The 23611-nt window shown below is 40.5% G+C and carries 15 protein-coding genes; 9 read left to right on the top strand and 6 right to left on the bottom strand.

The features are described 5' to 3' along the window. Positions 1-95 precede the first annotated feature (95 nt). Positions 96-710, top strand: coding sequence for a PQ-loop domain-containing transporter (locus KK487_RS15195; RefSeq protein WP_138764435.1), 615 nt, complete (start codon positions 96-98; stop codon positions 708-710). Between the two features lie 65 nt (positions 711-775). Next, positions 776-1564 (top strand): PhzF family phenazine biosynthesis protein, encoded by a 789-nt coding sequence (locus KK487_RS15190; protein ID WP_215521877.1) that lies wholly within the window; start codon positions 776-778, stop codon positions 1562-1564. 52 nt (positions 1565-1616) lie between these two features. Here KK487_RS15190 and KK487_RS15185 read toward each other — a convergent pair whose 3' ends face one another. Beyond that, on the bottom strand, positions 1617-4127 hold the full coding sequence (locus KK487_RS15185; RefSeq protein ID WP_138764437.1) for a zinc-dependent metalloprotease: 2511 nt from the start codon (positions 4125-4127) through the stop codon (positions 1617-1619). 292 nt (positions 4128-4419) lie between these two features. Here KK487_RS15185 and KK487_RS15180 point away from each other — a divergent pair, with 292 nt between their 5' ends. The 4 genes from KK487_RS15180 to KK487_RS15165 all read left to right on the top strand — a co-directional run bounded on the left by KK487_RS15180 (position 4420) and on the right by KK487_RS15165 (position 11820). Continuing rightward, positions 4420-5598, top strand: a complete 1179-nt coding sequence (locus KK487_RS15180) for an efflux RND transporter periplasmic adaptor subunit (protein ID WP_028834707.1) — start codon at positions 4420-4422, stop codon at positions 5596-5598. Positions 5599-5611: 13 nt separating this feature from the next. Then, positions 5612-8743 carry an efflux RND transporter permease subunit gene (locus KK487_RS15175; RefSeq protein WP_013466226.1) on the top strand — a complete coding sequence of 1044 codons (3132 nt, stop codon included), beginning with the start codon at positions 5612-5614 and terminating at the stop codon, positions 8741-8743. A gap of 277 nt (positions 8744-9020) precedes the next feature. Then, positions 9021-9596: a hypothetical protein gene (locus KK487_RS15170; protein ID WP_013466224.1), complete on the top strand. Its 576-nt coding sequence runs from the start codon at positions 9021-9023 to the stop codon at positions 9594-9596. A 151-nt stretch (positions 9597-9747) separates the two neighbouring features. Continuing rightward, positions 9748-11820: a S9 family peptidase gene (locus tag KK487_RS15165; RefSeq protein ID WP_036957027.1), complete on the top strand. Its 2073-nt coding sequence runs from the start codon at positions 9748-9750 to the stop codon at positions 11818-11820. 64 nt (positions 11821-11884) lie between these two features. Here KK487_RS15165 and KK487_RS15160 read toward each other — a convergent pair whose 3' ends face one another. Then, on the bottom strand, positions 11885-12358 hold the full coding sequence (locus KK487_RS15160; protein ID WP_008112861.1) for a Dps family protein: 474 nt from the start codon (positions 12356-12358) through the stop codon (positions 11885-11887). Between the two features lie 399 nt (positions 12359-12757). Between KK487_RS15160 and KK487_RS15155 the strand changes: the two genes are divergently transcribed. Next, a complete protein-coding gene (locus KK487_RS15155) occupies positions 12758-12967 on the top strand; it encodes a hypothetical protein (protein WP_016899028.1) in 210 nt (69 codons plus the stop codon). On the opposite strand, the gene KK487_RS15150 is transcribed toward KK487_RS15155, so the two are convergent. Further along, positions 12964-13569, bottom strand: a complete 606-nt coding sequence (locus KK487_RS15150) for a PGAP1-like alpha/beta domain-containing protein (protein WP_028834704.1) — start codon at positions 13567-13569, stop codon at positions 12964-12966. The two genes, KK487_RS15155 and KK487_RS15150, sit on opposite strands and share 4 nt — an antisense overlap. 184 nt (positions 13570-13753) lie before the next feature. After that, positions 13754-14290, bottom strand: coding sequence for a YaeQ family protein (locus tag KK487_RS15145; RefSeq protein ID WP_024602252.1), 537 nt, complete (start codon positions 14288-14290; stop codon positions 13754-13756). Positions 14291-14381: 91 nt separating this feature from the next. Between KK487_RS15145 and ylqF the strand changes: the two genes are divergently transcribed. Continuing rightward, positions 14382-15326, top strand: a complete 945-nt coding sequence (ylqF, locus tag KK487_RS15140) for a ribosome biogenesis GTPase YlqF (RefSeq protein ID WP_008465001.1) — start codon at positions 14382-14384, stop codon at positions 15324-15326. 425 nt (positions 15327-15751) lie between these two features. Further along, on the top strand, positions 15752-19207 hold the full coding sequence (locus tag KK487_RS15135) for a PAS domain-containing hybrid sensor histidine kinase/response regulator (RefSeq protein WP_215521876.1): 3456 nt from the start codon (positions 15752-15754) through the stop codon (positions 19205-19207). A 104-nt stretch (positions 19208-19311) separates the two neighbouring features. Here KK487_RS15135 and KK487_RS15130 read toward each other — a convergent pair whose 3' ends face one another. Both KK487_RS15130 and KK487_RS15125 read right to left on the bottom strand, forming a co-directional pair. Then, positions 19312-20856, bottom strand: a complete 1545-nt coding sequence (locus tag KK487_RS15130) for a tetratricopeptide repeat-containing sulfotransferase family protein (protein ID WP_036957029.1) — start codon at positions 20854-20856, stop codon at positions 19312-19314. A 71-nt stretch (positions 20857-20927) separates the two neighbouring features. Then, positions 20928-23324: a TonB-dependent receptor gene (locus tag KK487_RS15125; protein WP_036957030.1), complete on the bottom strand. Its 2397-nt coding sequence runs from the start codon at positions 23322-23324 to the stop codon at positions 20928-20930. Positions 23325-23611 lie beyond the last annotated feature (287 nt).

The raw sequence follows: 23611 nt of genomic DNA, 5'->3' as shown, positions 1-23611 counted from the left end.
TGCGCGCACACAAATAAAGCCTTTAAAAACAAATGTTTAAAAAATGTTTTATTTCTTCCTTTTTATTAACAACAATGTAACGAGCGAGGTTTGCTTTGGCGTATTATTTGCCTATTTTGTCAGTGTTTATTTTGGTTTTTAGTTTTTTACCGTTACTTAATAAAATTATTAAAAACCGCAGTGTATCGGGTGTATCACTGCTAATGATGACATTTGGTTTAGCGCAAAGTGTGTACTTTATTAGCTACAATCTTTATTTTGCTCGCTTTTATATTGCCTTGCCGTTTTTTGCGACAGGATTGTTGAGTGGTTTAATTTTATACTTTTTTGCCCGTTATAATGCCGCTAAACGTCAGAAGCTGCAGTTACTTGGCATGCTTAGCTTTTCGTTATTACCTTTTTTGTTGCTGTTAAACCCTAACCTAAATACTGCCTCTGTGCTAAACGGCTTAACTTATGTGGGCTTAATTATGAGTTCGGTTCGGGTTATGCCACAAACCTATAAAACATTGCGAACAGGGAATATTAGTAACCTGAGTGCGCGCTATTTTAGTTTGCAATTTATAGCAGGTATCTGTGGTTTGTTTGCAGAACTTGCCATGCCAGTGCAAAGTACTTCGCATATATTAATGTTTATTATGATATTGCTAACTAATGCGCTGCAATTTGCGTGTATGCAGTATTATCGCGTACGTCCTGTGTTGGCATAAAATTATAGTGACCGTTAATTTCATTTGTGGCACTTTGAGTGACCAATAAATAAAAAGTGCCCACTATGAAATTAACTATCCATCAAATCGATGCGTTCAGCAGTGAACTGTTTAAAGGTAATTATGCTGCCGTGATCCCATTGGAGTCTTGGCTTAGTGATGATCTTATGCTGAATATAGCTTCGGAAAACAATGTGTCTGAAACCGCTTTTACTTGTCAGTCGGCAGATGGAAGCTTTGCGATACGTTGGTTTTCGCCATTAATGGAGATTGATTTTTGCGGCCATGCTACTTTAGCTGCGGCCTATGTGCTTTGTGAGCAACATAGTATATCGCAGGTGTGCTTTAGCGCAGAGGCGGTGGGCAAACTGATTGTTAATAAAAATAACGATGGCAGCTTTGCTATGACCTTTCCTAAACAAGCCCCTGAAGAGGCTCAGCTCATCCCTGATGCTCTATTAGCTGGCCTGTCTATACAACCTGTTAAAGTGCTGAAAAACCGCCAAGCTTATTTTGCTATTTATGATAATGATCAGCAGGTTGTAGATCTGAAAACAACCAATGAACAACTAAAAAAATTAGCCCCATTAGATGTGGTTGCAACAGCATCGAGTGTTGAGTATGACTTTATTTCTCGTTATTTTTGGCCTGCCAGTGGGGGTGATGAAGACTTTGTAACCGGCTCAATTCATACTGGGCTTGCCCCTTATTGGGCAGGGCAGTTTGGAAAAAATTCTCTCAGTGCTTATCAAGCCTCACAACGAGGTGGGAAGCTACACTGTGAAGTGGGCAATACAACAGTGACATTAACGGGTCATGCCGTAAGGTACCTTAAAGGCACTATTTACCTTTGAGTTAGTGTAAAAAAGGCCACGTATGACGTGGCCTTGGTTTACTCAGTGTTATTTATGCTTCTAGCGCTTTGCTAATTAAGCGGTCGATATATTTTTTATGTGCTTTGGTTGCGGTATCAGCGCCCCATGCAACCTTTTTATCGGCTATTTGAGTTAGCTGATATAGCGCGGCTGTTTTCGCTAAGTTATCGTATTTACTTGCTTTTTCTAGGCCTGCAATCGCAATTAGCTGATTAACATATTCAATCTGTAAATTATGACTGATTGAATTAGCGGTTTTACTATCAACAAAGATACTCGCAGTTAAATCCTCCATAAATTGCGTAAGGCTGTATTCATTACCATATAAAGCAGTATCTGAAATACGCAGTAACACAGCAGGATGTAGTAGTTGCGCTAGTACACTCTTTTGCATACCTAAAATCATTTTATGCGGTTTAGGGTCTTCGTTTTTACCGTAATGATTAAACCCACGACGCTGCTGCTGCATAAAGTTATACAATGGCTGCATGCTTTGCAGTACATTTGGAGCAAACACATACTCAGCTAAAATAGCCATTGCTTGGGTTTGACGCTCAAGTGGTACCGGTGTAAAAGGCTTTGCTGCATTTTCATCGCCCACGACGGCACGCTCTACATACACGCCACCAATTTGACGAGATACCACGCCTGCTTGTGCACGATACTGGCCAAATAGGCTGTTAGCTGAAGTAACAAGCTGTTGGTAAGACTCACCTTTTACTGTAGCTTTGTCTTTAAGTTCTGCAAAGAGCGTATTGATCAGTGCCATTCTATCTGCGCCGTAAGCTGCAGGGTTAGACGACAAGTCACCTATCATCACGCGAGGGTCTATATGGCGGCCAGGGGCACGCATATCGTCGGCATCGTTACCAAAGGCCAGTGCATGTTCGCTTGAGCGAGCGAGTATTTTATCAAGGCGAGCTTGCTCTGCAGCTTCATCTTTAAGCGCTGCGCTGTAGCCGTAATTTATTGCCCAATCATCGTATGGACCTGGTTTAGTTTGGAAAATATCGCCTTGAGTCACACCCGTTGGCGCTATATTTGCTGGCGCATAGTCCATTACCGAGCCGGTAACTATGCCTTGGGTTTTACTTTTGTCGTGAACTTCTTTCTCATCCCACAAAATAGAAGACTTCATGTTGTGATTAAGACCTAGAGTATGCCCTACTTCATGTAAAACCAGCTGAGTTAAGCCTTGGCGTAACATTTGGGTATCTTCAATATCAGCGCCATTTGCTAAGCCCTTGGCCATTATTAGGCTTTGCTGTAATTCATGACCTAAAGAGCAATTGAGTTCTGAATAGTTGGTTGGCTGTGTATGGCTCATCGTGCCTTGAGTATACAGTGTGTCGTATATCCAGCGGTTTTTCATAAATACAAACTCAAGCATAATGTCTGAGCCTAAAATTTCACCGGTTAACGGGTTCGCTAATGCTGGCCCATACCCACCAAACGGTGGTTTGGGTGATGAAGTCCAGCGTAGTACGTTATAGTTAATATCGCCGGCATCCCAATCGGCATCGTCAGGTTGTATTTTTACTTCGAGCGCATTTTTAAAGCCTGCTTTTTCAAATGAGGTGTTCCAAGCAAGTACGGCATCACGCACGGTGTCACGCCATTCAACCGGTGTGGTGTTTTCTATCCACCAGGTAATCGGTTTTACTGGTTCTGAAAGTGCAGCGTTTGGATCTTTCTTTTGTAAATCCCAGCGCTTAATGACATCTTGGTATGGCGCCCAGTCGGTTGACGTCATTTTATCAAACTGATTGGTGAAATAACCAATACGTGCATCATCAAAGCGAGGTTGGTAATTGTTTTCTGGTAAAGCCACAAATGAATGTTGTACTTTTACCGACACACTTCGGGGGTCGCTTATCGCACCTGAACCTCGAACGGTTGGGCTGCTATTGGTAAAAACATAATCAACAACCACATCTAGGTTGTTAGGGTATGGGCGCTGTTTGATGATGCGTGATTTTTTATCGTCTAATTTACCTAATTTAAAACGCTTTTTAGCATTTTTATCGTTCGGGTTAGGCGTAGGAGACACTTTATGTAGCGCTTCACTTAAAAAAAGCTTATTTACATTAAAGGCTATTTTACCTTCTTCTTGTTTTTCTATTTTTATACTTGCAAGCACGGCTTCGCTGATATTAGCTTCACTGGCTTTGGCAAGTGCGCTATTTTCGTTAAATAAGTAGCGAGGGGTTTTACTAATAATATCAATACGATCAAAGTATTTTCTAAATTCAATCAGCTTTGTTTCACGATACGACCCACGAAAATGACCTGCATCAGTTACACCATCAATGGTATGCGCAAAGTACACAAAGGGCGTATCGAGTTGTGATTCGTTTATCACCATTAAGTGATCGCCGGTTTTTTCATCTTGGTAAAGATTAAAAATACCCGCAAATTCGGTTTGGCCTTTAATCATTTCAGTTAATGTTTGTGGTTTCTTTTCTTCTTTTTTTTCTGCTGCAACAGCATAGCTGCCACTAAGCGCTATACTCAGCGCCAAGGTAAGTGTGGTTAATTTCATCGTTTAGTCTTTTTTAGTTGTTAATGTAATTTTACTGTACGGTGTGTCATGCTTTTTCGCACAGTATGATTAATAAATACTAACCTAAAGTGATTAGCTTTATGATTTATAATGGTAAAAGATTGTAACAATACATTTATAAAGCGACTTAACAGTGCTTTTGACTTACCTTTTATTCGCTGAAGCAGACCTTTTTTATACTTTTTTGTAACAGTTGCTTACAAATGTCACGTTAATGTTTCATTAAGCTTTGGTATCATAGTGCTAATAGTAATTTGGGAGAAATAAACAGATGCAAGGTAATGTACTTAGATGGGCTTTTCCATTTGTAGCACTGGCATTAGGTGTTGCTGGTTTTGTTGCAATTAATGCGATTGCAAAAGAGTCAGATAAAAAAGAAGTCATAGACACTCGACCAACGGTGCAAGTTGAAGCCGTTTCCGCTAACGATCATCAAGTTATCATTAATAGTTATGGTGAAGTGCAGCCACTAGAAAATACCCAACTTTCAGCGCAAGTGTCAGGTGAAGTCGTCAGCTGGCATCCAAGCTTTGTGGCGGGTGGTGTTGTGGGTCGCGGCGAAACCTTATTTACTATTGAAAAAGATAACTACGAGGCTGCGGTATTGCAAGCTGAAGCTGAACTTGCCCGCGCTCAAGCGATGTTAATTGAAGAGCAAGCGCAAGCCAAAGTCGCAGAAGACGAAGCAAAACGTTTCCCAAATAAAGCACGTACAGATTTATTTTTACGCAAACCACAAGTGCTGAGTGCGCAAGCATCAGTTAAGTCGGCGCAAGCAGCATTAAAAAGAGCCCAACGCGATTTAGACAATTGTGAAATCACCGCACCTTACGATGCATTAGTGGTTAGTCGGAATGTGGGGGTTGGCCAGTTTGTTAGTATGGGCGCTCAAGTTGCCGAGCTGAATAATATTGAAACCGCTGAAGTGATTATTCCGATCGCAGGTTTTGACAGTGTGTTTTTACCTGAGCGCGTTAAAGGGGTAACGGCAACCGTTATTAAAACAGGATTCAATGGGTTTACTCGCCAAGCAGTAATAGACCGCGATTTAGGGATTGTTGATAACGCGACTCGCATGAGCAGTTTAGTGGTAAGAATTGAAGATCCTTACGGACTGACTAATCAGCAGCCTGCAATTAAATTTGGCACTTATGTACAAGTAAACTTTGCCGGCACTATGCTCAATAATATTTATCGTTTACCGCAAGAGTTAGTAAATAACCAAACCGTGTGGATAGTTAATGATGAGCAACAGTTAGAGCCGCGTAAAGTAAAAGTGATTCGTGAAGAAGGCGAATATTTTTATATTAGCGATGGCTTACAAGCCAACGATAAGCTCGTTACCACCTTACCGGAATACCCTCAAAAAGGCATGGCAGTAAAAATAGCCGGTTTAACAGAGACTAAAAATACAGATGCAGCAGAAAATGCATCCACTGAAAAACTTTAAGGTAGGGTGAGTTATGAATAACACAGAACAGCCCAATACAACCAAACAAACAGGGTTAATTGCGTATTTTGCTAACAACTCTGTTGCTGCCAATTTAATGATGTTTTTTATTATTGTAATGGGGCTTATAAGCTACTTTACCATTCAGCGACAAATGTTCCCTAATATAGAAGTCAACTATATTACTGTAAATGCAAACTACCCGGGGGCGTCGCCACAAGAAATTGAAGAAAGTATCTTAATAAAAATTGAAGAGTCGCTAAAAGATATAACTGAGATAAAAAAAGGGGTATATCGCGCTTTTCGTAATGGGGGTTCTGCCAGCCTTGAAATTAATACTGACGCAGAGCTTACTGACGTTCTCGATAAGGTAAAACTGCGAGTAGATGGTATCGCGACTTTTCCTGCAGGAATGGAGCCGGTTACCATTAGCCAAATAGAGTTTCGCCAAGATGTAATTGGCATGACGCTCGTGGCTGACCTACCGCTAAATGAGCTTAAGCCAATCGCAAATCAGGTTGAAGATGAACTCTTGCAGTTATCGAATGTATCTTTAGTGGTAAACGATGTGCCACTGGATGAAATTGCCATAGAAATAGAGCCCGACACACTGCGCCAATATAATTTAACCTTATCGGATGTAGCGAACGCGGTACGTCGTTATTCGGCTAACTTTTCAGCCGGACAACTAAAAACTGATGCGGGTGTTATTTCGGTTCGAGTAGAAAATCAGTTTTATTCTGGTGAAGAGTTTAGGCAAATTCCGGTAAAAATTGGCGCCAATGGTGCCAAAGTGTTGCTACAAGATATTGCTATAATCAAAGATCAGTTCGTTGAAGGTGAGCGTTACTTTAAATTTAATGGCGAAAACGCGGTTTATTTATCGGTAAAAGCCACCGAAGATCAAAACATTATTCCGGTGGCCGATTCGGTTAAAGCGTATATTGATCAAAAAAATAAAGAACTGCCATTGGGTGTACGTATAGAGCCGCTAATGGACTTTACTTACTATCTAAATGCACGCTTAGACATGATGAAAGCTAATTTGCTGCAAGGTGCAATTTTAGTCGCTATTATGCTTTCATTATTTTTACGTTTTAAGCTCGCACTGTGGGTAATGATTGGTTTACCAGTGTGCTTTTTAGGTGCGATGATGCTGATGCCGTTATTTGGTATCACAATTAATATTGTGTCTTTATTTGCCTTTATTATGGTGCTGGGGATTGTGGTGGATGATGCCATTGTCATAGGTGAAAGTGCCTACACCGAAATAGAAAAAAAAGGCGGCGGTGTTGTTAATGTGGTTAATGGCGCTAAACGAGTGGCAACCCCTGCCACCTTTGGTGTACTAACAACCATTGCGGTATTTGCGCCGTTTACGCTTTCAAGCGGCCCTGAAAGTTCCTTTTTTATAGGTATTTCAGTGGTGGTGATTTTATGTTTAATATTTAGCTTGATTGAATCTAAGCTGATATTACCGGCACACATTGCGCATACTCACTTTTCACCTATTAACCCTGACGGTTGGCGAGCACGCTTTAATAAGCGCTTTTTTGGCTTTGTAAATGGACCGTATAGGCAGTTTATTGTTAATTGTATAAAGTGGCGTTGGACGGTGCTGTTTAGTTTTATTGCGCTACTAATTTTCACCTTTGCGTTAATATCGTCAAATCAGGTGAGAATGATCCCATCGCCTAAAGTGCCGCATGACTTCCCGCAAATTAATGTTGAGATGAACGATAACGTATCAGACATCCAAACTATTAATGCTATTCGCCAAATCGAAGCCATGGTGCTTGAAATAGATAAGCAAACCGAGCGCGAAGAAGGGCAAAAGATGATTCGCGATGTATTGGTATTTAACCAAGGTCGTACAGAGGCGCAGTTATTAGCGCCATTGGTTGATGAAGATTTACGCCCTTATAATGCCTTTGAGCTTTCGCGCCGCTGGCGTGAAGCGATGCCTAATATTGCGGGCGTTAAATCGTTAACTATTCAGGATGATGTTGGCGGTGGAGGTGGCGGCGGTAACGGTGAGTTTGGTTACTTGCTGTATGGCTCTGATATCGATACATTGAATGAAGCAGGGCGTCGCTTTATTGGATTATTGCAGCAGCAAGAAGGCTTATTTGATATAAGCTCTACCATTGATCCTGCTAGCAAAGAAGTACAAATGAGCTTAAAACCAGTCGCCTTTGACTTAGGGTTAGATTTGGCCTCAATTGCAAATCAAGTCGGTGCCAGTTTTTATGGTGGCGAGGCGCAACGTGTTATTCGTCGCGGTGAAGAAGTACGGGTGATGGTACGTTACCCTAAGCTTACTCGCGAAGCGTTTTCATCGCTTAAACACGCGGTTATCACCACGCCCCAAGGCAAAGAAGTATTGCTAGGAGATGTGGTTGAGCTAACTGAAACCCCTGGTATTAGTTATATTCGTCGTGAAGGCGGTTATCGCACTGTTTATGTGTATGGCAACATTGATGAGGAAGTGATTGAGCCAGGCGAAGTGGTTAAGCAAGTAAAAGAAAATTTACTACCACAACTGTTGGACGAATACCCAAGTGTTAAGTCAGAACTAGGTGGCGCAATTGAAGAACAGCAGGCGCAAGCTAATGAGCAACTGCTATTTTTTGCTGGTGGTATGATTTTAGTTTATATACTACTTGCCGTACCGTTAAAAAGTTACTCACAACCTCTCATTGTAATGTCGGTTATTCCATTTAGTTTAACGGGGGCAATATGGGGTCATTTTTGGTTTGGTTTAGATATTAGTTTAATGTCGGGCTTTGGTTTAATTGCTGCTGCAGGGGTGGTTATTAACGACTCCTTAGTGATGACTGATTTTATTAATCAGGCGCGTCGTGCTGGTATCAGTATAAAAGATGCGGTTATTGAAGCAGGCTGTGCACGTTTTAGGCCCATATTACTTACCTCAATTACGACCTTTGCAGGGGTATTGCCGATTATGTTTGAGACCAGTTTACAAGCCAAATTTGTAATACCTATGGCGGTAGCTCTGGGCTTTGCGGTTATGTTTGCAACACTGATCACCCTTATTTTGGTGCCGTGTTTGTATATTATTTTAACCGACATAGGCGCGCTATTTAAGCGCCCGTTCGCAAGTAAAAAAGCGAGCGTAAGTTAACATCACCCAGATCATGTAGCTGAAAAAAGCCAACCGTTTATAAAGCGGTTGGCTTTTTTGTTTTATGCTCATTAGTGCAAACTTTAGTATTGTTTTTAAACTCTGGTTACATTCTTTTGTTTGATTATTGCAACATTGCGAATTACAATCAGTCGGTATTGGTATTACACAATGGTTTTTAACCTAATACTTTAGTTAACGCATATTAGCTCACGAGCTAGTTTGCCTGTTGAAAGCCATATGTTATGGGCGACGTTTGACTCTTTAAGGTTTTGCAGTGTTTATACATTCATCATTAACATGTGGAGAATGGTTAACTATTGGCTGTCTTGGGCTCGATCAGTATAGCCAGCTCTTTGTTGGTGATACGGTTAGTGTGAGCTTTTACGATGAGCATGGCGAATTAACTCAGCTAGCGTTTGATTATGAAATACTCTCTCCAGAGCAGGGCGAACCGCATGCTTGGAGTTTGCTGGTGGTTGAGCATATTAATATGCATATTCCGCTTGTGTGCGCTGGTAGAATGACAGAGCAAGGATTGGTGGTTGCGTACCGACATAACAAAATATTTGCACTTGAAAGCAGTGGTATTTGTAGCGCGGTGGTTCACTTTAATCGCGCTGAAAAAAATAAAAAATTAATCACAGTCAATAGCCTTGGATACGACGCGGTTTATCCTCAAAATGGCGATATGTACAGTGCGGGCACCAAAGTATTACAGCCAAAAACAGGGCATATATACCAGTGTAAGGCATGGCCATTTAGTGAGTTTTGCCGTGTGAATGAGAATAGCGCTATGTTTGAGCCAGGCGTTGGTGAAAGCTGGGCGATGGCTTGGCAGCAAATACAGTAAATCAACTTCCCTTAGGTATAACGACAACAATAAAAATTCTCGTAGTTTTTAGTTATCGAATTTATACCGCTTTAGCCCACTCAACTATGAGTGGGCTTTTTTATTTTTATGATAAACTGACCGCCATTGTTATTTTTTAAGCGGTTTTTTTGTGTCTTCTTCTGATTATTCTTTAAGCTTATTACCTAATTTCCCTGTTGCTAAAAAGCAAGCTCATGCGCTGACTACTCATGCTAAAACACGCAGTGATGATTATTATTGGATGCGCGATGATGAGCGACAAAATGCCGATATACTCGCACATTTAGCGCAAGAAAATGCCTATTGTGATGCACAATTAGCTGCCATTAAGCCACTACAAAATACATTATTTGAGGAGCTTAAAGGTCGTATTGTAAAAGACGATAACACTGTACCGGTAAAAGACGGCCAGTATTGGTATCACTCAGAGGTTCGCGGAGATGATGAATATGCGCGTCATTATCGCAGCCGCAGTATGGCAATGGCTGATAAAGAACTACTACTTGATGTTAATGAGCTTGCCAATGGCTATGAATTTTATGAGTTAGGGGAAGTGGCACTGAGCCCCAACGAGCAATTAATGGCTTACTCTGAAGATACCGACGGCAGACGTATATACACAGTACGGTTTAAAGATTTAAGTAGCAATACAATGCTCGACGATGCACTTGAGATTACCGAGGGGCAAGTTGTTTGGGCGAACGACAATAAAACCGTATTTTATGTAAAAAAGGATTTAAAAACCTTATTGGGTTATCAAGTTTTTAGACATGAGCTAGGGACTGAGCAACACCAAGATGTGCTGGTATACGAAGAGCAAGACAGCAGCTTTTTTATGGGCTTAGGTAAAAGTCGTGATGAAAGCTTAATTATTATTGATTTAGCGAGCACAGAAACTAACGACATGTGGGTGCTTGATGCCAATCAACCGCAAGGTGAGTTTACCGCTTTAATGCCGCGCGAAGAGGGGCATGAATTTGATATCGATAAGCTTGGTGATACTTTTTATATAGTGACTAACTGGCAGGCCAAAAACTTTAGATTAATGACCGCAACAAGCGACACCATTGCTGATAAAAACCAGTGGCAAGCACATACCCCTCACCGTGAAACTGTATTATTAGAAGGCGTTGAACTATTTAACGACTTTTTAGTGCTTAGCGAGCGCGAACAAGGCCAAGCACGCTTTGTTGTGGTTAACAAAAACGGCGAGCGAATGAACCTTGAGTTTGATGATCCTTGTTACTACGCCGCTATTGCGATGAACCCAGAGCCAAGTGTAACCCATGCACGCATTTACTATTCAAGCTTAACAACGCCAGGTTCGCTCTATAATGTTGATTTAACCACAGGCGAAAAAACCTTACTTAAACAACAAAAAATACTCGGTGATTTTAACGCAGAAGGCTACCAGTCAGAGCGACTTATGGTAAGCGCTCGAGATGGAGTAAAAGTACCCGTGTCGTTGGTATATCGTAAAGATAGCTTTAACAAAGATGGCTCAAATCCGTTGTTTCAATATGGTTATGGCGCGTATGGGATCACCATAGATCCTAGTTTTTCGAGTACATCACTGAGTTTACTAGACCGTGGCTTTGTCTATGCGATTGCGCATGTGCGTGGTAGCGAAATGCTAGGGCGTTCATGGTACGAACATGGTAAAAAACAGCATAAACAAAATAGCTTTAATGACTTTATAGATGTAACCAAAGCGCTCACTGAGCAAGGATATGGCAACAAAAGTAAAGTGTTTGCCTCTGGTGGCAGTGCTGGGGGGTTATTAATGGGAGCTGTGGTAAATCAAGCGCCTGAGCTTTACTGTGGAGTGGGCTGCCATGTGCCATTTTTAGATGTACTCACCACAATGTTAGATGAAAGCATTCCGCTTACAACAAATGAGTATGATGAATGGGGTAACCCAAATGACCCCCATTTTTACGACATTATTGAAGCGTATTCACCGTACGACAATATTAGTGCGCAACACTATCCCAATATACTGGTGACAACCGGTTTGCACGACTCACAAGTACAGTATTGGGAACCAATGAAATGGGTGGCTAAAATGCGTGAATATAAAACCGATGATAATATTTTAGTGTTTAAAACCGACATGGATGCAGGACATGGTGGGGCATCGGGTCGCTTTAAAAGCTTAGAAGAAAAAGCGCTAGAAATGGCCTTTTTTATCGCTTTGTCATAGCCCGTAAATGATTGTTACAAAAAAGCCTCAGTAATAACTGAGGCTTTCTATTTTTTAAAATAACTTAATCTAGGTAGGCTTTTAACATCCACACTAGTTTTTCTTGCTCTTTAATGTAGTCACTCATTAATGACGCGGTACCTTCATCATCAGCTTCAGCGGCTTGTGCAAGAATATCGCGCTGCATTTTAATTAAGCTGCTGTATCCGGCAAGTAAGTTCTCTACTGCGGTTACGCCGTCGCTGATCCCTTTTGCTTCTTTAATTTCGCTTACTTCTAAGTAATCTGAAAATGCATGTAGCGGTGCACCATCAAGCGTTAAAATACGTTCTGCGATTTCATCTACTTTTAACAGTAGTAAGTTATAAATTTCTTCAAACTTTAAATGTAATTCAAAAAAGTTTCGGCCTTTAATATTCCAGTGAAAACCGCGCGCATTCATATATTGAATTTGATAGCTGCTTAAAAGCGTATTCAGTGACTTAATAATATCTTCACTTTTTGTACTGTTTAAACCAATTGCATTTACTTGCGACATACTTTGCTCCTTAAATAACCGTTTTATGAATTTGTTTACACCTTGTTCAATACAGTCAGTATTACCTAAGATGGTGTATTAATAAAATCGTTTATACATATTGGTGTCATAGCTAAAAGCTATCACCGTAGCTCGACTTTTTAAATAAGTTAGCTAACGCTGTTCAATAGATATGGGTTGTGTTTATAAAAATACTACCTTGAGCAGCGAAATTGTTTATTTTGTGAGTACAAAATATGATCTAAAACAAGCTTTTGACAGGCGCAGCGCACACTTATTTTATTTATTGATGTAGGTCAAAAAACGCTCATAAGTAAAGCGCATAATCACTATAACCCAACTTGATAGAGATCACTTTATTGAGTTAAGGGGCTACTTGATTAGATGCGGAGAGAAATTATGGAAGCTAAAACACGTAAAGAAAATAAAGCTGAACTCATCGTTATTGGTATTGCTTTGCTAGGGTTTGTATTAGGGTTAGTTGCGCACTTAGCGGGTGCAAGTTTTGCAAACTCTGATGCCTTTGGCTATATTGCTGCACCAATGCCCTTAGTGCTAGGTATTATATTTTTGATCAGCTACAAAGTGGCGGCTGCAGCCGAGGACTAAATGTCCTCATTCAAGCGCTCAAGAATATAATTAACGACTTGGCGTGAGTAAATCATACTGGTATGGCTTAAGTGAAATACCTTATGTTCGGCCATACCCTTTAGCTTGGTTTCATCTAATAATACGGTGCCATCAGAGCGGCTGCCTTTTACAATGAGTGGCATTAAGCCAATCGGTAAGTCGCCGGCAATGCTATATAGCTTGGCTTTAAAAGGCCAATCACCATTCTTAGAGAGTAAAAACTCAACGCTATTTTTTAATAATAGCTCGAACCCTTTTTGCTGCATTTTTTCAGCAATATGGCTGCCAGTATGTGGCGTTCCTAAGGTGATTACCTTTTCAACATGATGACTTGGCGCTGAGTTTGCCTCTAAATAGGCGCGAGCAACTAAGCCCCCCATAGAGTGACACACTAAAGCAGAAGGCTCGTTGCCAATAAATTCATCTATTTGCGAAAAAATAGCATCCCGATTAGGGTCACGCGTATTGTAGGTAAGGTTTAAAACTTTCACCCCCGACTCCTCCAAGCGTGAGCACAACGGGCGCATCACCAAGCCAGACATATATAAGCCATGTAAAACAATAACGTGTTTAACTTTCATATGCCCCCTAATACCAATTTTATTAAAAACATGATCATTCTAGCGTATTAAATAATCCGCTACCTACGTTAAAAATTATTTATATAGAACAACTATATGTCACAATTTTCGCCTTGTTACCGACTTATTTACTTGTCGCTATAATAGATAACTAATTTAATGCAATTGGTATAACCTATTCTAGTTACATTAATTGCTGAGGTTTTATCTCAATGTTAGTGGTGTCGGTATTAACCCAAACTTCACCATCTTGAATGGTAATTGCCAATTTAATATTACGATCAACCAACGCAGCTAATAGCTGAGTAGCAGCATAATCAAGACTAAAGATGCTTAAGTTTTTAAACTCATATAATTTAGGCTGATGCTTTTGCCACCAAATAGCTTGGTTATTCTCGCCATAGGTATATAAAATTACTTTTTTAGCTTTATTACAGGCTTTTTTAAGGCGCTTTTCATCTGGTAACCCCAGCTCAATCCACAGCTCTATTTCTTCACTGTAATTGACATGCCAAAGCTCCGGCTCATCATCAGCGCTTAACCCTTTGGTAAACTCTAAACCATCACAGCTATTAAGTGCAAAAGCGAGTAAGCGGATCATCAACCGCTGATCTGTTTCTGATGGGTGTTGTGCCAAGGTCAGGTGAAAGTCTTGGTATACGTGACGGTCCATATCGCTAAGCGATAACTGCGCCTTCATGATGGTAGATTTGAGAGCCATAGTGTCTTATATGAAAAAATTTGCGTCAGTATAGCGCAATTAAATGAATTGCCAGTTAAAATAGCTACAAATTATATGTTAGGAGTTAAAAATGGCTATCCAGTGGTTCCCTGGGCACATGAATAAAGCCCGAAATGAAATTAAAGAAATAATGCCACAAATGGATGTGATCATTGAAGTGCTAGATGCGCGCATTCCTTACAGTAGCGAAAACCCGATGGTGGCTACCCTGCGTGAAGGTAAGCCGGTCATCAAAATTCTCAATAAAGCCGATTTAGCTGATCCTAAAATGACGCAAACCTGGAAAGACTATTTTGAGCAAGAAAATGGCGTAAAAGCCATTGCATTTGGTAACGATAAAGCCGCAGAAGTGCATCGAATTAATGAGCTATGTAAAAAGTTAGTGCCACATAAAGTCGGTGCCGATAAGCAAATTAAAGCCATGATCATGGGTATTCCTAACGTAGGTAAATCGACGCTCATAAATGTGCTTGCTGGGCGTATAGTGGCTAAAACGGGTAACGAGCCTGCAGTTACTAAGGCGCAGCAACGTATTAAACTTGATGATGGCATTATGCTTTACGATACGCCAGGGATGCTGTGGCCAAAAGTAGAGAACGAAAACTCAGGTTATCGTTTAGGCGCAACCGGTGCGATACGTGATACCGCTATTGAGTACGAAGAAGTGGCAAGTTACACCGCTGAGTATTTATTGCATGCTTATCCTGAGCTTTTAAAAGCGCGCTATAAATTAGATGAACTGCCAGAAAGCGATTGGGAGTTTGTTGAAATGGCGGGTAAAAAGCGCGGCTGTATTCGCGGTGGTAACCAAATCGATACGTATAAAATGTCGGAAATTCTAATTAATGAATTACGAGATGGCATTATCGGTCGTATTACCATGGAAACACCTGCCATGCGTGAAGAAGAAGAAATAATGGTGGCTGGATTGCGCGCGGCAGCAGAGGCGAAAAAGCAAGCCAAAGAAGAAGAGAAAAAACAACGCCGAGCACGTGCACGAAAAAACCGTCGTTAATTTATAAAAGCGCAGGTTAAGGCCTTACGCACTAAATTACAGACATAAAAAAAGCCCGTAAGGGCTTTTTTAGTTTCATATCTACCGTCACCGATATGAGCAATGTAGCAAGTAAATGAGTAGGGCGGAAACAGGTCATAAACAGCAAGGGGCGTTGTGGTTTATAACAGGTTTCCATAGCTGTTAACGTGCGCCACACGTTGTTTCAGGGTCGAGAAACAAATGAACTTTTCCGTCACAAGAAGTATGCTTCGTCTTGTTGATAGTGATTATCAATTAGATTTAAATAACTGTCAACACCTAAATGCAAATAATTCTTATTTTACCTTTTTGTTCATTTATAGCACTAAAGTAAGGGCTGCTTTTTGCTACACACCCCCTTATGCTAAGTTAAGTATTATAAAAATAATAACAAGAACAAAAATATGTTTTCAATTTGGTTTATTAGCCTTATTGCTGTGGTGTATCTAGGGATATTATTTGCAGTTGCGGGCTGGGCGGATAGGCGTAAGGTACTTCCTTTCAAAGGTTTAACCTACGGGCTGTCATTGGGTGTTTATTGTACCTCATGGGCTTTTTACGGCACCACAGCACAAGCGGCTAGTAATGGCTGGTGGTTGGCGCCTACCTATGCGGGCACGATTATATTATTTATTTTTGGCTGGCAGCTGTATTGTCGTATTGCGCATATTTGTCGACAGCAAAAGCTTACCTCTATGGCTGACTTTATTGCTACTCGCTATGGGCAGTCGTCGAGTTTGTCAGGGCTTATTTCACTTATTTCAGTGATAGCAATTGTACCGTATATTTCTTTACAACTTAGTGCGACCGCACAAAGTATTAATTTACTCACCGACCGAGCCCCCACTCAAAGTAACCAAGTATGGGCAGATAGTACGTTTTATATTACGTTATTGCTGGCTTTATTTGCTATTTTATTTGGCGCTCGCAGGCTTAAGCCCAGTGAGCATAACCCCGGGTTAATTGCCAGTATTGCCTTTGAATCAATTGTTAAGTTACTTGCCTTTATTGCGGTGGGCTTGTATGTGTGTTTTTCTATATTTGATAGCCCTATTGCTTTGTATGAACAGGCGCAAGCGCTAAACATACCAACACACGTTGCCGCGACTCAAAGCCCCGTTTATGTCTATGTTGCACATACCTTGTTGGGGATACTGGCAACGTTATGTTTGCCGCGTCAGTTTCATATGAGCTTTATTGAAAACAATAACAATAATGAGCTGGCAACCGCTCGCTGGTTATTTCCGTTGTATTTATTACTGATCAACTTATTTATTTTACCTATAGCTTACGCTGGGCTGGTTTATTTTAGTGATAGTAGCGTTGGTCAAGATACCTTCGTATTAGCGTTGCCAATGGCGACAGATAATAGCGGGGTAACCTTACTGGCCTTTTTAGGTGGCTTTTCAGCGGCCACAAGTATGGTGATTGTGTCGGCAATTGTGCTGTCGGTGATGATCACTAATGATTTTATTAATCAGTTTATTTTGCGTCGCTCACAGTTAACGTCAAGCAGCCGAGGATTGGATAAAAACAACTTATTGCATGCGCGTAAAATTGTAATTGTACTTATTTTATTACTCAGCTATTTCACTCATAGAGTGCTGGCAGAAACCACCACACTTGCAACCGTTGGGCTTATGTCGTTTACCTTAGTTGCGCAATTTGCTCCTGCGATGATTATTGGTTTATGGTGGCGCCACGCATCGTGTCGTGGTGCACAGCTCGGTATTTTAAGTGGCTTTGTAATTTGGGGTTACACTTTACTGCTACCTAATTTAGCCAGTGGTTTTGGTAGTCAAAGTAGTTGGTTAATAGAAGGGCCATGGCAAGTTGCTTGGTTAGCGCCCACTAATTTACTTTCATTGAATTTAGAAAGTATTAGCCAATCATTACTGTTGTCGTTAGGGGTTAATACGTTAGTGTATTTGCTTGTACCACTATTTAGTCGTGCAACGCTTGCTGAGCGCCTGCAAAGCAATAAGTTCATATCTCAATTAAACGACTCGCGATTAAACACCACATTGCAGCCACTCAATTATGAAGATTTAGGGGCATTATTACAGCGTTTTGCTGAAAAAGACGCGAGCCATTCTTTAGTGCAGCAGTATTTTCCGCATGACAAAAGCCAATGGAAACGGATTGCTAATGTTGAGCTTGAGTTATTAGTTGAGCGTGAAATGTCAGCGGTTATTGGTGGTGCATCAGCACGGCTAATTTTAGATGTAGCGAAAAATGAGCAGCGTCAGCCTTTAGAGCAAGTTGCTGAGTTTGTCGATGAAGCTAGCCAAGTGCTTAAATTTAATCGTGATTTACTGCAATCTACCATTGAAAATATTCAACAAGGGATTAGCGTAGTAGATAGTGAGTTGCGTTTGGTCGCTTGGAATCAGGGCTATAAGCACATGTTTAATTACCCCGATAGTGCTTTATATATAGGCCGACCCGTTGCCGATATTATTCGCTTTAACGCTGAGCGAGGCTTATTTCGTGGTGAGGATATTAATACAGAAGTCGATAAGCGTTTAGCTTATTTAAAACAAGGCAGTGCGTATAAATATCAACGCGCACATAGTGATGGCCGAGTATTTGAAATGCAAGGAAATCCCTTGCCTGGTGGCGGGTTTGTAACGACTTACACCGACATAAGTGAGTTTGTAAAACAACAAAAAGCACTCACCGAAGCGAATGTTAGTCTTGAAGAAAAAGTGGCTACGCGCACTGCAGCATTAACACAGGCTAACCAAGCGCTTTCTAAAGCTAAGCAAGTAGCAGAGCAGGCAACAGTAAGTAAAACGCGTTTTTTTGCCGCGGCGAGTCACGATTTATTGCAGCCATTTAATGCCGCAAGTTTATTTTGTTCGCTAATGAACGAAAAAGCCCAAGATACTGAGCTTAAAGATCTAGCTATGAATATTAAAAATTCCTTAGCAAGTGCAGAAGAGCTACTTTCGAGTATTTTAGAGTTAACTAAACTCGATTCAGGTTCGTTTAAAGTGCAGTTAACGGAATTTAATGTGAGTAGTTTAATAGAGCCACTGCGTAATGATTATTTAGCACTAGCTCAAGAAAAAGGCCTCGGTTTTATCGTTGAGTCGTGCGATGCGCGAATTTATACCGACAAAGCATTACTTAAGCGTGTACTAAGAAACTTACTTAGTAATGCTATACGCTACACAGAGTATGGTGAAGTACGTTTAAAAGTTTTACTTGATGAACATCATGTATCGTTTGTGATTGAAGATACAGGCATAGGCATTGCTACCAGTGATCAGCAGAGTATTTATCAAGAATTTAAGCAGCTGGGCGATAAACCTAACGCCGAGGGATTAGGATTGGGGCTTTCTATCACCAAACGTATTTGTGATTTATTAAATATTCCTTTGGTAATGGGCTCTCAGCTTAATAAAGGCACTCAATTTACTTTAACCATGCCATGCAAACCTAGTTTAAAAACACCAGCCACTGCGCATGTACCTGCCAATTCAGAAACTGAATTGGGTCGTTTATATATTTGGCTTGTGGATAACGATCGTAATGTACTTGAAGCGCTAAAACAGTTGCTAGAAAACTGGGGCTGTGAAATTGCCACCGCCACTAACTTAATTGAACTTGAGCAACTCAAAGCAGAAAATACACTACCACAACTACTTATTGTTGATTATCAATTGGATGATGGTGTAACGGGGCTTGAGGTGATTGAACAAGCAGGATTAATGACGTTGCCTGCCATTGTTAATACTGCAAACCATGATGAGCAAATACGCGAGCGCGTACTCGATGCAGGTTATCCTTTATTGTACAAACCACTTAAAGCACCGGCATTAAAAAGAATGATAAAACGACTGACTTTACTTTAAGGCAAGTGGGTTAATAACACACCAGAGCCTTGTTTTTCATGATTTTTAGCTATGTTTAAATCACTAATTGCGGGTGAAAGGCATGACTTGCTAATTATTATCGATTAATTAAACTTATTCGATAACATATCACAGGCTTGCTGATAATGTTGCCAGTAGCCAATACTCTTACTATTGAGTGGTTGGCGAATTTGCACTTTGCTAGCAGTAGCCGAGGCGCTGTTGCTTTTATAAAACGCTAAGCAGCTGGGCTGCCATTGTAAATTACAAAAATTAAATAATGTTTGAGTTTGCAAGGTGGCATCTGTTACTAGCTCTTCATAGTGTTGAATCATTACATTATTAGGATACTTTTTCTGAAAGTGGTTGATAAGTAACTTATAATCTTGATAAAAATGAGCAATATCTTGTAAGTCATAGCTGTAATGATGAAATGCACTGTGCGGGCTATATAGCTGCCTGTAATTTGCAATACAGCTATCCACAGGGTCGCGCAGCATACAGACTATTTTTGCCTCTGGAAACGCAGTTAAAATAAAATCAATAAAGTAAAAATTAAAGGGTTGCTTGTCACAGCTCCTAGATGAAGTCATCATGCCTTCGCAGCGCGATTGGTAGCCATTTAAGGGGTTATCAAGCGTAAACTTTTGAAATGCCTGCTCAATCATACGGATATCTAAAACATGTTTTGACGCCGCAGTGCTTTGAAGTAGCTGTGCAATGTCATTTAGCTCCCCAAGGCCGGTCACCTCGGTACTTTGATTAATAATTTTTTCTACTAATGTGGTACCAGAACGAGGCATACCCATGACAAATATGGGTGAGAAGTCAGCGTTTTTTGCTGTTAATTGAATCTTTTCACTTAATGCTATTAATTGTTGGCAAAATATTTGGTGTTTGCTGGCTTCATAGTTTACTTGATGTTTTATAGCCAATTTACTATCACGAAAGTAACTAAAAGCTTGTTCATAATCACCAATATGTTCGTGATTTAGTGCCAAACTGTGATAAATCATTTGCTGTTCTGTTGCAGTTAAGCTACTACTAAGTCGTTTTTTTAGCTCGGTAATATGTGTTTTTGCTTCAGTTGAGGTATTTAGTTCTGCAAGAGAGTAATGTGCTTGTAAGTAACTTGGCTCGCGTTTTATAAGCGCTAATAATAGCGTTTTTGCGTGATCTAATTGGCCATTTATTTTATAGGCAATGGCTAAGTTGTAATTAATTTTGGGGTGTGTAGGTGCGGCTTTATAAGCTATTTTTTGCCATGCTAAAGCATGTTCATAGTCACCAAGTCGAGTCGCTATATTAGCTAAGGTATCCCACTCTAGAGGCCCATAACCTTGATACTTGATAGCTTCCTGATAGTAACTGGTCGCCAATGTTACGTCACCCTTTAGTATCATTAGCTTAGATAAATGCAGCACATATAAGGGATGGTTATTGAGTGTTAAGGCTTTTTCTATCAGTTGTATGGCTTTGTAGCTGTCGCCTGCAGCAATATTCACTTCGGCTAGTAGGTAATAGCAAAAATGGTCTGTCGCATCGTACTGTAATTGCTTAACTAGCAGTTGGTGAGCGGCGGATAACTGGTTATTGTTTATTGCTGTAAATACCTGTGTTTTTAACTGATGTTGATGTGCTGTTAGCATAAATAACCTTAACGAGAGGTAATAATAAAGCCTTGCTGATTATCAACAAGGCTTTTAACTATCGCTCAGTTTTATAGTTCAAAGTTATAAGTAAACTTCATACCAATAGTGCGAGGCGTTGTTGTATAGTGAGCGTATACGCGTTGTAATTCAGGTAACGCTTTATTAGCGCCAGAGGTCGACATACCAGCCCATGACTTATCACGGCGTACCGAAGTAAAAGCATACTTATCGAACAGGTTGTCGATATATAATGTAGCTGACCACATATCACCTGTTAACTTAGCTGATAAGTTGCTTAATGAATAGCCAGCTAATGTCTCACCATCGTCTCTTAAGCCCACTTTGGTAATCATATCGCTTTGTGCAGTCATACCGTAGTTAACGCTCAGTAGTTTATCGTCGAGCACATCTTGCTCATAACGAAGGCCGAATGAAAACTGATGCTCAGGGGCGCCGGGTAATCGATCCCCATTCATAGCGCCAATGCCAATACCAAATAAATCTGGTGCATCTTCAGTTAGTTCTGCTTTTGCATAAGCGTAAGTCGCGTAAGCTGTCCAGTGATCGCCAATGATTGCACGAGATGAAATTTCTACGCCTTTTGAGTTTGCTGAGCCTGCATTTGATGTAATAAGCTCTTGGCCATTAACAGTAGAGCTACCCACTTGGGCGTCATTCCAGTCAACATTAAAGAGTGCTGCATTAAAGTGCAATCGATTTCTGAGCCAGGTTGATTTAAAGCCAAGTTCATAGTTTACCGTAGTATCAGCCTTATAGTCTTCTTCACTTGGAAGAGCACAAACAATTTGCTGTTCTGGTAACACATCTGGACACGGCGCAATACCATTACCGCCACCAATTCGAAACCCTTCACTGACAGTAAAGTAAGCGAGTACACCAGAATCAAACGTATAGTTTGCATTAAACTTAAATAGATTACCGTTATCATTGGCGCTAACATTTTCCATCTCAATTTGGTCAAGAGACGAGAAATCGCCAGAATAAAGTGGTGTAGCTGACCCTGCATTGGTGGAGATATCATATTCATATAAACGCGCGCCCAAAGTGATATCAAACTGATCAGTAAAGCTATAGCCAGCCTCACCAAATAATGCTTTTTCTGTTATTTCTGAATTACTAAGGGCGATATATTCTAGATCTTTTTGTACGTTCGCAATACCACCGCCCCAAAAGTCAGTTAAGCCTGGGGTATATTCGCGGTCATCTGATAAGTTTTCTTGCTTATTATAGTAGCCGCCTACAATCCAACTTAATGGGCCCTCTGAAGCCGATACTAAACGCAATTCTTGAGTGAAGTTATCTTGATCTGAAGTATCTAAAGTTTGACCAACAAATGCAGGAAAATCAGCGTAACCAGTCCAAATATCATAAAGTAAGTCGGTTTGATCTCGCTGCCCAGACTGCTCATAGCTTGACCAACCAGAGGCTGATACAAGTTCAGCAAAGCCTAAATCAGCTTTGATTTCTAAGCTAAGTAAATCGTTTTCTTGCTCGCCCGGTTCAAGCACGCGAGCTGCGTTTTCATATTTACCTACAGTACCTTGAAGTGCGCTGCTATTTGCTAATGCGCCATATTGTGACGTTGAGTTGCCGCCATTTTCTTGTTTTTGATAAAAGTAATTGAGTGTTGCATCAATTGATGAGTTTGGCTGCCAACGAACAGAAAAGCGTCCCGTAGTGATTTGCTCATCGTTAACGTCATTAACGCGTTGTAAGTTTTCATCAATATCATCTTGGTTTGTAAAATCTGGATTAGGGTTTGAGACCCCTGGGTTTCGTACTACGTATTTATAATCAATATAACCAGGTCTGTCATAATGATTAACGCTGGCACGAACGGCTAACACGTCATCGATAAGCGGGGTATTAAATACCAGGCCAAACTCACCCCCAGTATCATCGCTTTCATTAATTGCGAATAAATCGCCACTCACGCTACCTTCAGTAATGTCTAATTGTGGTTGCTTTAATAAATAGCGTATAGCACCACCTAAAGTACCAGCACCATATAAGGTACCTTGCGGGCCAATTAATACTTCGACTCGATCAATATCAGTCAAGCGAAGATTAATATTAAGCGGTATTTCACCAACATAAGTAGCTACAGTGCCCCCATCAGAGCCGCGATCTGACGAGTTAGTATTTAAACCTCGAACAATAATTGGAGAACCTTCACGACCACCTTGATCTGAAACTGTTAGGCCTGGGACCCAACGAGCTACATCTTCTAAATCACCAATGTTTTGATCCTTTATGACATCACTATTAAGCGCTGTAATATTTAAAGGAGCCTCTTGAATTGAACCTGAGCGACGTGTAGCAGTAACCTCAATCTGTTCAATTTCTTTATCAACTTTAGGCTTTTCTTCTGCTGAGGCATGATAAGAGGTGATTAATTGAGTTGTAATTGCGCAAGCAAGAATTTTTCTTTTAAACTTTTTCATTTTGACCCTGTGAATGTTTGTTTGATTATTGTTTTATATCAAGAAAGCATGTTAATGAGGTGTAATCAAATGCGGTGGGTGTGGCTTTAAAATCAATATTCATTAATCTAGGGAGGTTATTCATTGAAAAGGTTTTTTTCGGTGTTTTTTAGTTTTTTATTGCATAAAAATATCAACATGAAATTTTTTAAATTTGGTTTGTTTTTTGCAATTTTACATCATTTGTTAACTTTTTGGTTGGCGCGTTTGGTGGGCAGTACAGTCCGCGTATGAGCCAGCTAGTTGTA

This window comes from Pseudoalteromonas sp. SiA1, from assembly GCF_018732205.1.
GTDB lineage: Bacteria > Pseudomonadota > Gammaproteobacteria > Enterobacterales > Alteromonadaceae > Pseudoalteromonas > Pseudoalteromonas tetraodonis.
The sequence above is the reverse complement of the archived record's forward strand: the minus strand, read 5'-3'. Positions and strand labels throughout refer to the sequence as shown.

Excerpts from the sequence above, each read along its gene's own strand:
- KK487_RS15155 (WP_016899028.1), top strand. The coding sequence starts at position 12,758 with ATGGAAGCTAAAACACGTAAAGAAAATAAAGCTGAACTCATCGTTATT.
- KK487_RS15180 (WP_028834707.1), top strand. The coding sequence starts at position 4,420 with ATGCAAGGTAATGTACTTAGATGGGCTTTTCCATTTGTAGCACTGGCA.
- KK487_RS15185 (WP_138764437.1), bottom strand. The coding sequence starts at position 4,127 with ATGAAATTAACCACACTTACCTTGGCGCTGAGTATAGCGCTTAGTGGC.
- KK487_RS15175 (WP_013466226.1), top strand. The coding sequence starts at position 5,612 with ATGAATAACACAGAACAGCCCAATACAACCAAACAAACAGGGTTAATT.
- KK487_RS15125 (WP_036957030.1), bottom strand. The coding sequence starts at position 23,324 with ATGAAAAAGTTTAAAAGAAAAATTCTTGCTTGCGCAATTACAACTCAA.
- KK487_RS15135 (WP_215521876.1), top strand. The coding sequence starts at position 15,752 with ATGTTTTCAATTTGGTTTATTAGCCTTATTGCTGTGGTGTATCTAGGG.
- ylqF (WP_008465001.1), top strand. The coding sequence starts at position 14,382 with ATGGCTATCCAGTGGTTCCCTGGGCACATGAATAAAGCCCGAAATGAA.
- KK487_RS15150 (WP_028834704.1), bottom strand. The coding sequence starts at position 13,569 with ATGAAAGTTAAACACGTTATTGTTTTACATGGCTTATATATGTCTGGC.
- KK487_RS15130 (WP_036957029.1), bottom strand. The coding sequence starts at position 20,856 with ATGCTAACAGCACATCAACATCAGTTAAAAACACAGGTATTTACAGCA.
- KK487_RS15145 (WP_024602252.1), bottom strand. The coding sequence starts at position 14,290 with ATGGCTCTCAAATCTACCATCATGAAGGCGCAGTTATCGCTTAGCGAT.
- KK487_RS15190 (WP_215521877.1), top strand. The coding sequence starts at position 776 with ATGAAATTAACTATCCATCAAATCGATGCGTTCAGCAGTGAACTGTTT.
- KK487_RS15160 (WP_008112861.1), bottom strand. The coding sequence starts at position 12,358 with ATGTCGCAAGTAAATGCAATTGGTTTAAACAGTACAAAAAGTGAAGAT.